Below are 15,453 nucleotides of genomic sequence, written 5' to 3' on the forward strand. Positions count from 1 at the left end.
CCTTCGCGCGGGGCGGCCCCGACGACCCGCGTGAAGGGTCCGCCGAGCCGCCCGCACCTTCACAGAAAGGCCCGCGCATGCCGCACGCCCCACAGCAGGCGGAGTTCGCCACCGCGGAACTGGACACGGCCCTGCGGGGCGGCCCCTTCCACGTGGCGCTGCGCGCCGCGATCGCCGCCCGCGGACTGCCGCTGCAGCGTGTGCAGCACCATCTGACGCGCTACGGAGTGAAGGTCGGCGTCACCAGCCTCAGCTACTGGCAGCAGGGCGCCCGGCGCCCGCAGCGCCCGGAGTCGCTGCGGGCCGTGCGGGCGCTGGAGGAGATCCTGCGGTTGCCGGACGAGTCTCTGATCCGGCTGCTGGCCGAGGCCGACGAGCACGCGTCGGCCGGGCGGCCCGGCGTCCGCTCCTACCGTTCCCTGGTCCGGGCCTCGGACGTGCTGCGCGGGCTGCTGGCCGAGCTGGACTGCCCGCCCGGCGGCGGGCCGCAGGTGCTCGGGCACCACGAGCGGGTGCTGATCGGGCCGCGGCGCGAGCTCGCGGGCCGTGAGTCCGAGCACATCGTGCGCGCCCACCGGGACGGCGTGGACCGTTTCGTGGCCGTCCACCACGGCGATCCGGGGTGCGCGCCGGAGCGGATGACCGTGCACGCCCTGGAGAACTGCCGCACCGGGCGGATACGCCGGCACCACGACACCGGGGTGCTGGTCGCCGAGCTGCTCTTCGACACACGGCTGCGGGCCGGTGACACGTTTCTGTTCCGGCACGCCGTGCAGGACGGAACGGCGGGGACGACGTGCGAGTACGTCCGGGAGTTCGCCTCCCCCGGCGGCCAGTACGCGCTTCAGGTGCGGTTCGACGCCGGCACCCTGCCAGTGCGCTGCCACCGGTTCACCCAGGCGTCGGCGGCGGCGCCGCGCAGTGGCCGCCGGGAGCTGCCGGTGAGTGAACGGCACCGTTCGGTGCACCTGGTGGAGCCGCGTGTGCGCTCGGGGACCGTCGGGGTCGGCTGGGAATGGGAGTGACCAGGGGGAACGAGCGGGCCGGGCGGGCGGCGGCCGTCAGGCGCCGGGTCCGGCGACGAGCCTGCCGCCCTCGGCGCGCACGGGCAGTCCGGGCAGCGGGGTACTGGCCGGGGAACGTACGACCTCGCCGGTCGTGGCGTCGAACTCGCTGCCGTGGCAGGGGCAGATCAGCTTCGTCCCCTCGAGCTTGTTGATCGGGCACTGCGCGTGCGTGCAGATCGTGCTGAAAGCCTTGAGGGCGCCGTCCGCGTCACGGCTGACCACCACGTTGTGGTCCCGGTACAGCTTGGCGCCGCCCTTGGGGACGTCGCTCTCGGCGCCGAGGTCGACCGGCGCGGTGGGCGTGGCCGGGGCCGTGGTGCCGCCGCCGATCGGCCCGCAGGCGGTGAGCCCGAGCGCGACGGCGGGGGTGAGGGCCGCTCCCCGCAGGATCGTGCGGCGGCTCGCGGAGGGGCGGCCGGACATGAGGTCCTCCACTGGTCAAGGGGGCTGGACGAGGCCGACGATACCCACCGGGCCCGAACCGGGCGGCGGTGGGTCGGGCGGACGCGGACGCCCCGGGCCGGCGTTTTACCTCCGGCGCGCAATGGGATAGCTTCCCGGCCCGAGCTGTCCGAGAGAGGAACCGACTCGTGATCGTCGTAGCCGGTGAGGCCCTGATCGACCTGGTACCGCGGGAGAGGGGCGCCCTCGCGGACCTCAGACCGGCGCTCGGCGGCGGCCCGTACAACACGGCCGTCGCGCTGGGCCGCCTCGGCTCGCCCACCGCGTTCTGCTCCCGTACGTCGTACGACGCCTTCGGCGAGGCCCTGCTCGACGGGCTGCGGGGGGCCGGGGTGGACGTGTCCGGAGTGCAGCGCGGCGCCGAGCCGACCACCCTGGCGGTCGCCACGGTCGGCACCGACGGCTCCGCCGCGTATTCGTTCTACGTCGACGGCACCGCCGACCGTCTGTTCACGGCGCCCGCCGCGCTTCCCGCCGGAACCCGCGCGGTGTCCTTCGGTACCTGCTCGCTGGTGCTGGAGCCGGGCGCGAGCGCCTACGAGGAGCTGATGCGGACGGCGTCCGCGCAGGGTGTGTTCACCGCGCTGGACCCGAACATCCGGCCAGGACTGATAGCGGACGCGGACGCCTACCGGGCGCGCTTCGCGAGCTGGCTGCCCTCGGTGTCGCTGCTGAAGCTGTCCGAGGAGGACGCGGGGTGGCTGGGCGGCACTCCGCGCGAGTGGCTGGCCGCCGGACCCTCGGCGGTGGTGATCACCCACGGCGGTGACGGGCTCACCGCGTACACCCGGGACGGCGCGGAGCACTCCGTGCCGGGCGAGAAGGTCGACGTCGTCGACACCATCGGCGCGGGCGACACCGTGAACGCGGCCCTGCTGCACGGCCTGTCCGCCCAGGACGCCCTGTCCCCCGAGGCCCTGGCGGACCTCGGCGCCTCGGGCTGGACCCGGCTGCTGCGGTTCGCGGCGCGCGCGGCGGCGATCACCTGCTCACGCGCGGGCGCGGAACCGCCGTACGCGTCGGAGGTCGGCGCACCGTAGCGCAGGGCGCCAGGCCTTCGGCCTCTGTGTGCCTCAGGCGCGAGCGGCGCCCCGCGGGAGTGTCCGCGGGGCGCCGCTCGTACTACTGGACGGGTGTCTCAGGCCTTGCGGGCCCGGGTCGTCTTCTTTGCGGGCGTCGCCTTCTTGCTCGCCGTGCTGTTGGCAGCCTTGGCCGTCGTCCTGCGGGTCGCCGACGTGGCCGCGACGGCCTTCTTGGCGGCGGTCGCGCGCGGGGCCTTGGCCGAGGAGGCGGCGTCGCTGATCCGGTCGGGCTGGAGGATCTCGCGCAGGAACTTGCCGGTGTGGCTGGTCGGTACGCCGGCGACCTGCTCGGGCGTGCCCTCGGCGATGACCAGACCGCCGCCGGCGCCGCCCTCGGGGCCCATGTCGACGACCCAGTCGGCGGTCTTGATCACATCGAGGTTGTGCTCGATGACGATGACCGTGTTGCCCTTGTCGACCAGTCCGGACAGCACCTTCAGCAGCTTGCTGATGTCCTCGAAGTGCAGACCGGTGGTGGGCTCGTCCAGGACGTAGACCGTGCGTCCGGTGGAACGGCGCTGCAGCTCGCTGGCGAGCTTCACACGCTGCGCCTCACCGCCGGACAGGGTGGTCGCGGACTGGCCCAGCCGGACATAGCCGAGGCCGACGTCCTTCAGGGTCCTGAGGTGCCGGGCGATCGCCGGGACCGCCTCGAAGAACTCGGTCGCCTCCTCGATCGGCATGTTGAGCACCTCGGCGATGGACTTGCCCTTGTAGTGCACCTCCAGCGTCTCCCGGTTGTAGCGGGCGCCGTGGCAGACCTCGCAGGGGACGTAGACGTCCGGCAGGAAGTTCATCTCGATCTTGATGGTGCCGTCGCCCGCGCAGTTCTCGCAGCGGCCGCCCTTGACGTTGAAGGAGAAGCGGCCGGGCTGGTAGCCCCGGACCTTCGCCTCGGTGGTCTCGGCGAACAGCTTGCGGATGTGGTCGAAGACGCCGGTGTACGTCGCCGGGTTGGACCGCGGGGTGCGGCCGATGGGCGACTGGTCGACGTGCACCACCTTGTCCACGAGGTCGTCGCCGTCCACGCGCGTGTGCCGGCCGGGCACATTGCGCGCGCCGTTCAGCTCGCGGGCCAGGTGGGTGTACAGGATGTCGTTGACCAGCGTCGACTTGCCGGAACCGGAGACTCCGGTGACCGCTGTGAACAGGCCGAGCGGGAAGGACACGTCGATGTCCTTCAGGTTGTTCTCCCGGGCGCCGTGCACGGTGAGCTGCCGGGAGGGGTCGAGCGGGCGCCGGATGCCGGGCAGCGGGATCGCCTTCTTGCCGGACAGGTACTGCCCGGTCTGCGACTCGGCGTTGGCGAGCAGTTCCTTCAGGGAGCCGCTGTGCACGACCTTGCCGCCGTGCTCGCCCGCGCCGGGGCCGATGTCGACGATCCAGTCGGCGGTCTTGATGGTGTCCTCGTCGTGCTCGACGACGATGAGCGTGTTGCCCATGTCGCGCAGCCGGACCAGGGTCTCGATCAGCCGGTGGTTGTCGCGCTGGTGCAGGCCGATGGACGGCTCGTCGAGGACGTAAAGGACGCCGACGAGGCCGGAGCCGATCTGGGTGGCCAGCCGGATGCGCTGGGCCTCGCCGCCGGAGAGCGTGCCGGCCGCGCGGTTCAGCGAGAGGTAGTCGAGGCCGACGTCGACCAGGAACCGCAGCCGCTCGTTGACCTCCTTGAGGACCCGCTCGGCGATCTTCTTGTCGCGGGCGTCGAGCTTCAGCCCGCGCAGGAACTCCGCGCAGTCGCTGATGGACATCGCGGAGATCTCGGCGATCGACCTGCCCATGAGCGTGACCGCGAGGACGACCGGCTTCAGGCGCGTGCCCTCACAGGTGGGGCAGGGCACCTCGCGCATGTACCCCTCGAAGCGCTCACGGCTGGCGTCGCTCTCGGCCTCGCTGTGCCGACGCTTGACGAACGGCACGGCGCCCTCGAAGGGCGTGGTGTAGACGCGCTCGCGCCCGTACCGGTTGCGGTAGCGGACCTCGATCTGCGTCCTGTGGCCGTAGAGCAGGGCCTTCTTGGCGCGCTGCGGCAGGCCGGCGAAGGGGATGTCGGTGCGGAAGCCCAGGGCGTCGGCGAGGGCGCCGACCAGCCGGCCGAAGTAGTCCTTGGTGTGCCCGTGCGACCAGGGGTGGATGGCGCCCTCGTCGAGGCTCTTCTCCTCGTCCGGGACGATCAGCTCCGGGTCGACCTCCATGCGGGTGCCGATGCCGGTGCACTCGGGGCAGGCGCCGAAGGGCGAGTTGAAGGAGAAGGAGCGCGGCTCCATCTCCTCGAAGGACAGGTCGTCGTACGGGCAGTACAGGTGCTCCGAGTACATCCGCTCGCGCTCGGGGTCGTCCTCGGGCAGGTCGACGAAGTCGAGCACGATCATGCCGCCGGACAGGCCGAGCGCGGTCTCGACGGAGTCGGTGAGGCGGCGCTTGGCGCTGTCCTTCACCGTGAGGCGGTCGACGACCACCTCGATGGTGTGCTTCTCCTGCTTCTTCAGCGTGGGCGGCTGGGAGAGCTGGATGGTCTCGCCGTCCACGCGCGCGCGGGAGTAGCCCTTGGTCTGCAGGTCGGCGAAGAGGTCGACGAACTCGCCCTTGCGCTCGCGCACCAGCGGCGAGAGGACCTGGAAGCGGCTGCCCTCCGGCAGCTCCAGCACCCTGTCGACGATGGCCTGCGGCGACTGCCGCGAGATCGGCCGGCCGCACTCGGGGCAGTGCGGCTTGCCGATGCGGGCGAAGAGCAGGCGCAGGTAGTCGTAGACCTCGGTGATGGTGCCGACCGTCGAGCGCGGGTTGCGCGAGGTCGACTTCTGGTCGATGGAGACCGCCGGGGAGAGACCCTCGATGAAGTCGACGTCCGGCTTGTCCATCTGGCCGAGGAACTGGCGGGCGTACGAGGAGAGCGACTCCACGTAGCGCCGCTGGCCCTCGGCGAAGATGGTGTCGAAGGCCAGGGAGGACTTGCCCGACCCGGACAGGCCCGTGAAGACGATGAGCGAGTCCCGAGGCAGGTCGAGCGAGACGTTCTTCAGGTTGTGCTCGCGCGCGCCACGGACGATGAGACGGTCGGCCACGCCGGTCCGCACCTTTCTTGAGAGAAGTGACAGGGGCGGGGCCCCCGTGCTTTCTCAGACTAGGGGGAGCCACTGACAACGCCGGGCGGGATTCCAGGAGCCGCCCGGATACACAACAATCCCCGGCTCTCCAGCATGCCCGATGCCACACCCGACCTTATAGCACGTACATTCGATTTACGGCCGTCCTTCGCCGCCTTCACCCGAACGTGTGGCGGGGCTAGGGTCGGCGTCATGATTGATCACGCGCGCGACCTGGCCTCTGTGCAGGACGCAACCGAACGACTGCTGACCGCTGCCGGCAAGCTGGACAACGCGGCTGTGACCGACGAGTCACGACTCCCCGGCTGGACCCGGGGCCACATCCTGTCCCACCTCGCCCGCAACGCCGACGCGCTGGTGAACGTCTTCGAGGGCCGTCCCATGTACGCGTCCGCCGAGGCTCGGGACTCCGACATCGAGCGGGACGCCACGCGCCCCCTCGACGTCCAGCTCGCGGACGTGCGCGAGAGCGCGGCCCTCTTCCAGCGGTCGGCGGCCGGACCCGCGGACTGGTCGCGGACCGTGGAGCTGCGCAACGGCGTCACCGACTCCGCGTCCCGGGTGCCGTTCCGGCGCTGGGTGGAGGTCGAGCTGCACCACGTGGACCTCGGCATCGGCTACGAGCTCGAGGACCTTCCGGCGGAGTTCGTCGAGCGGGAGATCGAGTTCCTGGCCCAGCGGTTCTCCGGACACCCGGACGTGCCGCCGACCCGGCTGACGGACGGCACGCACGCGTGGGACACGGGCCGGAAGGCGGACAAGCCCGCGGTCACCGTGACGGGGGGCCGGGCGGACCTGCTCGGCTGGCTCGCGGGACGCCGCGACGGATCCGCCCTGACGGCGGCGGACGGAACGCTCCCGGCGCTGCCCCCGCTCTAGGGTCTGTCGTTTGGATCAGGCCGGATCAGGGAGCGGGGTCTGGTGCCGTGGATCGCAAGGCGGAGGAGGGCGGCAGGGCGGAGCCCTGCCAACCGACGACAACGCCGCGAGGCACGGTGCCAGGGCCCGCGAGCCCGGCATGATCCAAACGAGAGGCCCTAGCCGCGTGCGCGGTCCCCGGGCGGCTGCCCCCGCTATAGGCTGACGACCATGACGTACAGCGGAGAGGTGAAGGTCGGCGGCCCGGCGGACGTGCACGAGCTGAAGGACCTGATGATCACCAAGATCGCGGTCGGCCCGATGGACAACAACGCCTATCTGCTGCGCTGCCGGGCCACGGACGAGCAACTGCTGATCGACGCGGCGAACGACGCGCACACGCTGCTCGGCTCGATCGGTGACGACGGCATCGCCTCCGTCGTCACCACCCACCGGCACGGCGACCACTGGCAGGCGCTGGCGGAGGTCGTGGCGGCCACGCACCCGCGTACGTACGCGGGACGGGACGACGCCGAGGGCATCCCGGTACCGACCGACGTGCTGCTGGAGGACGGGGACACCGTCCGGGTGGGGCAGGTCGAACTCACCGCGCGCCACCTCGTCGGCCACACTCCCGGCTCGATCGCGCTGGTCTACGACGACCCGCACGGGCACCCCCATGTGTTCACGGGCGACTGCCTCTTCCCCGGCGGGGTGGGCAACACCCACAAGGATCCGAAGGCGTTCGCCCGCCTGATCCACGACGTGGAGACGAAGATCTTCGACGTCCTGCCGGACGAGACCTGGGTCTACCCGGGCCACGGCAACGACACCACCCTGGGCGCCGAACGCCCGCATCTGCCGGAGTGGCACGCGCGGGGGTGGTGAACGGCACGGGCCGCCGATCGCCTGTTCCCGCCCTCGGCCGACGGCCCCGGCCGCACACGGCGGGCGGCTACGCGTCCGCCCGCCGCGCGCCGGCCAGTGCCGCGACCCGCTCCACCGCGAACGCGTAGCCCTGCACTCCGCACCCCGCGATGACGCCGTCGGCACGCAGCGAGACGTACGAGTGGTGCCGGAACTGTTCGCGCTGGTGGATGTTGGAGATGTGCACCTCCACCACCGGCAGCCCGTCACAGGTGTTGAGCGCGTCCAGGATCGCGACGGAGGTGTGCGAGTAGGCGGCCGGGTTGATGACGATTCCGCAGTGGTTCAGCCGGGCCTCGTGGATCCAGTCGACCAGTTCACCCTCGTGGTTGGACTGGCGGAAGTCGACCGTGCCGTCGTGCGCTGCGGCTGCCTTCGCGCACAGCGCCTCGACGTCCGCGAGCGTGCCGGAGCCGTAGATGTCCGGTTGCCGCTGCCCGAGCAGGTTCAGGTTGGGGCCGTTGAGAATCATGATCGGGGCGTTGGCCAGGGTACGGGGCACGGTTCCTCCGGTCCGTTCGTCCTGCGGTGGCCGATGGGCGACCGCCGCTCGGAACCCCGGTCTATCACGACACCTTGATGCTCCTAGGGGTTGATCGCCAACTCCAGGTAGGCCGCGAAGATCACCAGGTGTACGCCGCCCTGGAGCGGCGTGGCCCGTCCCGGCACCACCGTCAGCGAAGTGACCACCACGGTGAGCAAAAGCAGCAGCATGTGGGTGGAGCCGAGGCCGAGGACGAGCGGCCCGGACAGCCACAACGACGCCAGCGCGACGGCCGGAATGGTCAGGCCGATGCTGGCCATCGCGGATCCCAGTGCGAGGTTGAGGCTGGTCTGCACCCGGTCGCGCCGGGCGGAGCGCAGGGCGGCGATGGTTTCGGGCAGCAGCACGAGCAGGGCGATGATCACGCCGACGACCGCATGGTGCAGCCCGGCGGCCTGCACCGCGGACTCGACGGTGGGCGACACGCCCTTGGCCAGTCCGACCACGCCGACCAGGGCCATGGCCAGCAGTCCCAGGCTGATCCGGGCAGTGCGGGCGGACGGTGCCGCCGCGTGGTCCTCGGAGGTGATCACCTCGCCCTGCCGGGTGATCGGCAGGAAGTAGTCGCGGTGCCGCACGGTCTGCGTGGTCACGAACAGGCCGTACAGAACGAGTGAGGAGATCGCGGCGAAGGTGAGCTGCACTCCGGAGAACCGCGGCCCCGGCTGGCTGGTGGTGAACGCCGGCAGCACCAGGCTCAGCGTGGCCAGGGTCGCCACGGTGGCGAGGGCGGCGCCCGTGCCCTCGGCGTTGAAGACGGCCGTGCCGTGACGCAGTGAGCCGACCAGCAGGCTCAGTCCCACCACGCCGTTGCAGGTGATCATCACTGCCGCGAACACCGTGTCCCTGGCGAGCGTCGAGGACTTGTCGCCGCCGTCCGCCATCAAGGTCACGATGAGCGCGACCTCGATGACGGTGACGGCGATGGCGAGGACCAGGGAGCCGAAGGGTTCGCCGACCCGGTGGGCGACCACCTCCGCGTGGTGCACCGCGGCCAGCACCGAGCCCGCGAGGACCAGGGTGATCACGCCGACCGCCACGCCGGGGAGGGAACGCCCCCAGGTGAGGATCAGCAGGACGACCGCGAGTACCGGCACGATGACCGTCCACGCCGTCAAGATTCCCCTGAGCCGCGTGATCATGCTGCGATCGTCGCAGAGTCCCGGAATGTTCGCATGCGCGATCAGAGGGCGGGTGCGCTCCTGCTCGCGCTCAGGCATCGACCCTGCCCTTCGGCGCGTCCTCGTGGTGCTCTTCCCCTGCTTGCGTCTCGCGCACCTCATCCGCGGCCTGCCTCCTGGCGGCCAGCAGGCTGGTGACGGTGGTAACGGCCAGAACCGCGCAGATCACGCCGAGGGAGAGGGGGATGCCGATCTGGGGGACGTGTACGCCGGACTCGTGCAGCGCGTGCAGCACCAGCTTGACGCCGATGAAGCCCAGGATCACCGACAGGCCGTAGGACAGGTGGACCAGCTTCTTGAGCAGGCCGCCTATCAGGAAGTACAGCTGCCGAAGGCCCATCAGTGCGAAGGCGTTGGCGGTGAAGACGATGTACGGGTCCTGGGTGAGGCCGAAGATCGCGGGGATCGAGTCGAGGGCGAACAGGATGTCAGTGGTGCCGATCGCGAGCATCACGACCAGCATCGGCGTCATGACCCGCTTGCCGTTCTGCCGGATCCACAGCCGGGTGCCGTGGTAGCGGTCGGCCACGCCGAACCGGCGCTCGGCCGCCTTGAGCAGCTTGTTCTCGTCGAACTCCTCTTCCTCGTCCCCGCCGGAACGGGCCTCCTGGATGAGCTTCCAGGCGGTCCAGATCAGGAAGGCGCCGAAGAGGTAGAACACCCACGAGAAGCTCGCGATGATCGCGGCTCCGGCGGCGATGAAGCCGGCCCGCAGCACCAGGGCTATGAGGACGCCGATCATCAGCACCCGCCGCTGGTACTGCGACGGCACGGCGAACTTGCCCATGATCAGGACGAAGACGAAGAGGTTGTCGACGCTCAGCGACTTCTCGGTGATGAATCCGGCGAAGAACTCGCCGGCCGGCCGGCCGCCGCCGAAGACGAGCAGCCCGAGCCCGAAGAGACCGGCAAGGACGATCCAGACGGCCGTCCAGATCCCGGCTTCCTTGATCGACACGTCGTGGGGTTTGCGGCCGATGAAGAAGTCGACAGCGATCAGGGCGGCCAGGCCGGCGATGGTCAGGATCCACAGGGACAACGAGACGTTCACAGGACAAAACGGTACCGGAATGACCAAGGAATGGTAAAGAGAAACGCAAAGAAAAGATCAAAGTCGCAGGTCAGGTGAGTTTACGATTCCTTGGGAGGGGTGGTCCGGGGCATTACCCCGGTCCAGCGGTTCCAGTCGCGCGGCTCAGCGGTTCCAGTCGCGACGGGCCGCCGCGACCTCGGTGAGCACCAGCTGAAGCACCTGGCTGCCCGACGGCACCACCGACGGTTCGTACGTCCAGGCGTGTCCGACCCAGGGATCGGCGAGGTGGTCGTCGGGCACCGGGGTCAGTCGCAGCAGCGAACGCCACAGCGGGTCGAGCAACGGGCCGTAGGCGGCGGCGTCCTCGCGGTCGGCGACCATCATCAGGTGGACGCCGACGGCCGGGCCCTCGTCGGCGATGTAGCGCAGCTGGGTCACGGCGCGGTCGTCGAACCCGTGCGGGAAGTCGTTGACGATCAGCAGCTGTTCGCCGGCGTCGAACCCGGGCGGCAGCGCGTCCGGCGCACCCCCGCGCACGGCCATCTGCACCAGGTCGACCCGCTCCGTGAGCCGGCTCAGGACATCCGCGACCCCGGCCGCACCGGCCGCGGGCGGTCCCGCGAGCACGCCCGTGCGCACCAGGGGCGCGAGTGCCTGTGCCCCGGATCCGGCCGGGTCGACGACATGGACGCCGAACTCGCCCGGCGGGTGGACGGCGATCAGCCGGGCCGCGTTCGCCACGGCCGCCTCCATCGCCAGGCGGCGCCGTTCGCCCGCGTCGGCGAAGGAGTCGTCGGGGGACGCCCAGCGGCCGCTGTCGATCCACAGGCCGCGCTCCAGCGGCAGCCGGATCAGCATGGGGATGCGCAGGGACGGGTCCTCGGGCAGGTGGAGGTCGCCGACGCGGACCGCCATGGGGTTCTCCATCGGCACGCGGTAGCCGTGCCAGACCGGGTTGTCCCAGCGGGCGTACGCCGCCGGCAGGGCCGGCTCGACGACCTCGGACTCGTCGGTGAGCTGGGCCAGGTCTCTGTCGAGCGCCGCTCTGGCCTGGTCGACGAGCTGCGTGTGCTTGGCGCGGGCCGCCTCCCGGGCGTCGTCGCCCTGACCGCCGATGCGGCTGCGTGGGTCGGACAGGGCCTGGTCCAGCTCCTTGTCCATGCGTGAGTCGGCGAAGTCGACGGCGCTGCGGTAGGCGGCCGTGGTGCGGGCCAGGTCCTCGAACATCCCCCAGACCTGGTTGTAGAGCCGCTCGTCCATCGACCACCCGGTCGCGTCCCCCGCGACGGGCCGCGCGGGCTGCCCGTCGTGGCCGACAGGCGCGGCGCCCGCGGCCTTCGGCGCCGCGGGATGTCCGGATGGGGACGGGGATGCGGGCTGTCCGGAAGCGGCTGGGGGTGGGGGTGCCGGCTGTCGCCGCGGGTGCCGGTAGTCGATGGTTCTACCCGCGGGCGGAGAGGGCGGTGATCCGGCCGCCGGGGTCGCGCCTCCGGATCCCATCGAACTCGCGGGCTGCTGCACCGCGGGGCCGGCAGTCCCGGAGACCTGTCCCTCAGGGGAACAGCCCTTGTGGGGGGAAACGGCAGCAGCCGGGTCCGGCCGGGGCGGCGCCGGGGCCTGGTGCGAACGGGCGTCGTCCGTCGTGCGGGACGGGGGTGGCGCCACCGAGCGGGCCAGCCCCTGGGCCACCGCCTCCTCGGCGGCGGCGGCCAGTTCACCGGCCTCGGCCAGCCCCAGGTCGGTGAGGAGTGCGGTGAGGCCACTCGCGTAGCCCTGGCCGACGGCGCGCACTTTCCAGGCGCCCTGGCGGCGGTACAGCTCCAGGGCGATCACGGCGGACTCCGCGTCCAGGCCGGTGATCGTGTAACTGACGAGCTCGGTGCCGTCCAGGCCGGTGACCGCGACGAAGGGGGCGGCGACCGCACCGAACCGGGTCGGTCCTCCGCCCGCGGCGGGCAGGGCCAGCAGCACGTCGACGTGGTGCACCGCCTCGGGCATGGCACCTAGGTCGAGAGCGAGCCGGTGGTCGGCGGCGGCCTGGCGGGACACCTCCAGACCGGGCAGGACGGGCGCGCCGGGGTGCACCACCCACTCGGCGCTCCTCGCCCTGCCGCTGTCGTCGCGGAGAGTGGCCGCCGCCACGACCGGCCGGCCGGCCGAGATCCGGATCTCCAGGCGGACCTCGGAGAGCGGGTGGTTCTGCCCCCGCACCAGCTCGGCCGTCATCGCCCGCGTCCCCCTGTTGTCATGTGCCGTGGTGCGCCACTCACCGGACCGCCCGGACTTCCGCCGGACCGCCCGGGCCGTTCTACAGGTGCGGCAGGATCGTCGGCATCAGGTCCTGGAACGTGCGGCCGTTGGCGGGGACGCCGAGGGCCGTCATCGTCCAGGCGCCGTTCACGCGGTGCACCTTCGCCATGATCTGGGCGGTGTAGTCGCCGCCACCCGCGAGGGTGTAGCGGGCGAGCTCCTGGCCGTTGGTCTCGTCGACCAGACGGCAGAACGCGTTCTGCACCTCCTGGAAGGTCTGGCCCGTAAAGGAGTTCACGGTGAAGACGATCTGGTCGATGTGGACCGGGACACGCTGGAGGTCGACGAGGATCGACTCGTCGTCGCCGCCCTGGCCCGCGCCGCCGACCAGGTTGTCGCCGGTGTGGCGCACCGAGCCGTCGTCGCTCACCAGGTGGCGGAAGAAGACGACGTCGACCGGCTGCTTCTCGGCGAAGAGCACGGCGGAGGCGTCGAGGTCGATCTCGCGCGTGCGCGAGCCGAACAGGCCCCGGCGCGGAGCGGCCTGCCAGCCGAGACCCATACGGACCGCGGACAGGCTGCCCCCGTCGTTCTTCTGCAGACTGATGGCCTGACCCTTGGTCAAGTTGACGGTCACGGCTGATTCCCCTCTCCTACGCCCCTGTCGCCGCCGGTTCCGCGGCTGCCAAGAACCCTACGCAGAGGCACTGACATCGCCGCACACGGGTCCGCGCTTTGTGTCGGTCTTGCAACACAGCGCAGTCGGTCAGGACAGCCCCGCCTCGCGCATCTGGCGCAGCTCCTTCTTCATCTCCGCGACCTCGTCGCGCAACCGGGCCGCGACCTCGAACTGGAGGTCGGCGGCGGCGGCGCGCATCCGCTCCGTCATCTCCTCGATCTGCCCGGCGAGTTCGGCGGCGGGGCGGTCGGTGGGCACCGTCTCCTTCGCCTTGCCCCTGGCGGACTTCGCGGGCTTGGCGGATGTGGCCGACTTGGCGGCACCGGCGGCCTTGGCGCCGTTGTCACCGCGGGCCGGCACGGGGGTCTTCGCGCCCTTGCCGTCCTTCCCCTTGCGGTAGCCGGTGCCGAGCAGCTGCTCGGTGTCGACCTCCTCGCGGGCGATCTGCGCGACGATGTCGTTGATCTTCTTGCGCAGCGGCTGCGGGTCGATGCCGTTCGCCTTGTTGTACGCGATCTGCTTCTCCCGGCGGCGGTTGGTCTCCTCGATGGCCTTCTCCATCGCCGGGGTGATCTTGTCGGCGTACATGTGGACCTGGCCGGAGACATTGCGTGCGGCGCGCCCGATGGTCTGGATCAGCGAGGTGCCCGACCGCAGGAAGCCCTCCTTGTCGGCGTCGAGGATCGCCACCAGCGACACCTCGGGCAGGTCGAGGCCCTCACGCAGCAGGTTGATGCCGACCAGGACGTCGTACTCGCCGCTGCGCAGTTCGCGCAGCAGCTCGATCCGGCGCAGGGTGTCGACGTCGCTGTGCAGGTAGCGCACCTGGATGCCGAGTTCCAGGAAGTAGTCCGTCAGGTCCTCGGCCATCTTCTTGGTCAGCGTGGTGACCAGGACGCGCTCGTCCTTCTCCACGCGCCCGCGGATCTCGTGCACCAGGTCGTCGATCTGGCCCTCGGTGGGCTTGACGACCACCTGCGGGTCGACCAGGCCGGTGGGGCGGATGATCTGCTCCACCTGACCGTCCGAGCGGGACAGCTCGTATGTGCCGGGGGTCGCCGACAGGTACACCGTCTGGTCGATGCGTTCCTGGAACTCCTCCCACTTCAGTGGCCGGTTGTCCAGGGCGGACGGAAGCCGGAAGCCGTGCTCGACGAGGGTGCGCTTGCGGGAGGCGTCGCCCTCGTACATCGCGCCGATCTGGGGCACGGTGACGTGCGACTCGTCGATGACGAGGAGGAAGTCGTCCGGGAAGTAGTCGAGCAGGGTGTTGGGCGGGGTGCCGGGCGCGCGGTCGTCGAAGTGCATCGAGTAGTTCTCCACGCCGGAGCACGTGCCGATCTGGCGGAGCATCTCGATATCGTAGGTGGTGCGCATCCGCAGCCGCTGGGCCTCCAGCAGCTTGCCCTGCTTCTCCAGCTCGGCCAGGCGCTCCTCGAGTTCCTTCTCGATGCCGCTGACCGCCCGCTCCATGCGCTCGGGACCGGCGATGTAGTGCGAGGCCGGGAAGACGTACAGCTGCTGGTCGTCGCTGATGATCTCGCCGGTGAGGGGGTGCAGCGTCGACAGCGCCTCGATCTCGTCGCCGAACATCTCGATGCGGACGGCGAGCTCCTCGTAGACCGGGAAGATCTCGATGGTGTCGCCGCGCACCCGGAAGGTGCCGCGGGCGAAGGCCATGTCGTTGCGCGTGTACTGGATGTCCACGAAGCGGCGCAGCAGTTGGTCGCGGTCGATCTCGTCGCCGACCCGGAGCGGGACCATGCGGTCCACGTACTCCTGCGGGGTGCCCAGGCCGTAGATGCAGGAGACGGAGGCGACCACGACGACGTCGCGGCGGGTGAGCAGCGAGTTGGTCGCCGAGTGGCGCAGGCGCTCGACCTCCTCGTTGATCGAGGAGTCCTTCTCGATGTAGGTGTCCGACTGCGGGACGTAGGCCTCGGGCTGGTAGTAGTCGTAGTACGAGACGAAGTATTCGACCGCGTTGTTCGGCAGCAGCTCGCGGAACTCGTTGGCCAGCTGTGCGGCGAGCGTCTTGTTCGGCGCCATGACGAGGGTCGGGCGCTGAAGCTTCTCGATCATCCACGCGGTGGTGGCGGACTTGCCGGTGCCGGTCGCGCCGAGCAGGACGACGTCCGGCTCCCCCGCCTTGATGCGCTGGGCGAGTTCGGCGATGGCCTGCGGCTGGTCGCCGCTGGGCTGGTAGGGGCTGACGACCTCGAAGGGCGCCACCGTGCGTTCGATGTGAGAGACGGGCCGCATG

General features: G+C 70.8%; 12 protein-coding genes. 4 read left to right on the forward strand and 8 right to left on the reverse strand.

The window, feature by feature from the left end; translation table 11 throughout:
• The first annotated feature begins 77 nt into the window (after positions 1-77).
• Positions 78-1,025 carry a hypothetical protein gene (locus OIE49_RS10025; protein WP_326802013.1) on the forward strand — a complete coding sequence of 316 codons (948 nt, stop codon included), beginning with the start codon at positions 78-80 and terminating at the stop codon, positions 1,023-1,025.
• A gap of 36 nt (positions 1,026-1,061) precedes the next feature.
• Here the strand turns inward: OIE49_RS10025 and OIE49_RS10030 are convergent, their stop codons facing one another.
• A complete protein-coding gene (locus OIE49_RS10030) occupies positions 1,062-1,490 on the reverse strand; it encodes a Rieske (2Fe-2S) protein (RefSeq protein WP_100569513.1) in 429 nt (142 codons plus the stop codon).
• Between the two features lie 167 nt (positions 1,491-1,657).
• Here OIE49_RS10030 and OIE49_RS10035 point away from each other — a divergent pair, with 167 nt between their 5' ends.
• Entirely contained in the window at positions 1,658-2,569 is a 912-nt protein-coding gene (locus OIE49_RS10035; RefSeq protein ID WP_326802014.1) for a carbohydrate kinase family protein, read from the forward strand.
• Between the two features lie 98 nt (positions 2,570-2,667).
• Here the strand turns inward: OIE49_RS10035 and uvrA are convergent, their stop codons facing one another.
• A complete protein-coding gene (uvrA, locus tag OIE49_RS10040; protein WP_100569515.1) occupies positions 2,668-5,676 on the reverse strand; it encodes an excinuclease ABC subunit UvrA in 3,009 nt (1,002 codons plus the stop codon).
• 234 nt (positions 5,677-5,910) lie between these two features.
• On the opposite strand from uvrA, the gene OIE49_RS10045 reads away from it, so the two are divergent.
• Positions 5,911-6,597, forward strand: a complete 687-nt coding sequence (locus tag OIE49_RS10045; RefSeq protein ID WP_326802015.1) for a maleylpyruvate isomerase family mycothiol-dependent enzyme — start codon at positions 5,911-5,913, stop codon at positions 6,595-6,597.
• Between the two features lie 210 nt (positions 6,598-6,807).
• Positions 6,808-7,464, forward strand: a complete 657-nt coding sequence (locus OIE49_RS10050) for an MBL fold metallo-hydrolase (RefSeq protein WP_100569518.1) — start codon at positions 6,808-6,810, stop codon at positions 7,462-7,464.
• Positions 7,465-7,531: 67 nt separating this feature from the next.
• Here OIE49_RS10050 and aroQ read toward each other — a convergent pair whose 3' ends face one another.
• The 6 genes from aroQ to uvrB form a co-directional block, all read right to left on the reverse strand.
• Positions 7,532-8,005, reverse strand: a complete 474-nt coding sequence (gene aroQ, locus OIE49_RS10055) for a type II 3-dehydroquinate dehydratase (RefSeq protein ID WP_326802016.1) — start codon at positions 8,003-8,005, stop codon at positions 7,532-7,534.
• 83 nt (positions 8,006-8,088) lie between these two features.
• Positions 8,089-9,189, reverse strand: a complete 1,101-nt coding sequence (locus OIE49_RS10060) for a calcium:proton antiporter (protein WP_326802017.1) — start codon at positions 9,187-9,189, stop codon at positions 8,089-8,091.
• Between the two features lie 70 nt (positions 9,190-9,259).
• Positions 9,260-10,279 (reverse strand): TerC family protein, encoded by a 1,020-nt coding sequence (locus OIE49_RS10065; RefSeq protein ID WP_326802018.1) that lies wholly within the window; start codon positions 10,277-10,279, stop codon positions 9,260-9,262.
• A 144-nt stretch (positions 10,280-10,423) separates the two neighbouring features.
• The gene (locus OIE49_RS10070; protein ID WP_326802019.1) at positions 10,424-12,487 is read right to left on the reverse strand and encodes a TerD family protein; all 2,064 of its coding nucleotides are present in this window, start codon (positions 12,485-12,487) and stop codon (positions 10,424-10,426) included.
• 82 nt (positions 12,488-12,569) lie between these two features.
• A complete protein-coding gene (locus OIE49_RS10075) occupies positions 12,570-13,148 on the reverse strand; it encodes a TerD family protein (protein ID WP_100569522.1) in 579 nt (192 codons plus the stop codon).
• A 129-nt stretch (positions 13,149-13,277) separates the two neighbouring features.
• Positions 13,278-15,452 carry an excinuclease ABC subunit UvrB gene (gene uvrB, locus OIE49_RS10080; protein ID WP_326802020.1) on the reverse strand — a complete coding sequence of 725 codons (2,175 nt, stop codon included), beginning with the start codon at positions 15,450-15,452 and terminating at the stop codon, positions 13,278-13,280.
• Position 15,453: the final 1 nt, after the last annotated feature.

Source organism: Streptomyces sp. NBC_01788 (assembly GCF_035917575.1).
GTDB lineage: Bacteria > Actinomycetota > Actinomycetes > Streptomycetales > Streptomycetaceae > Streptomyces.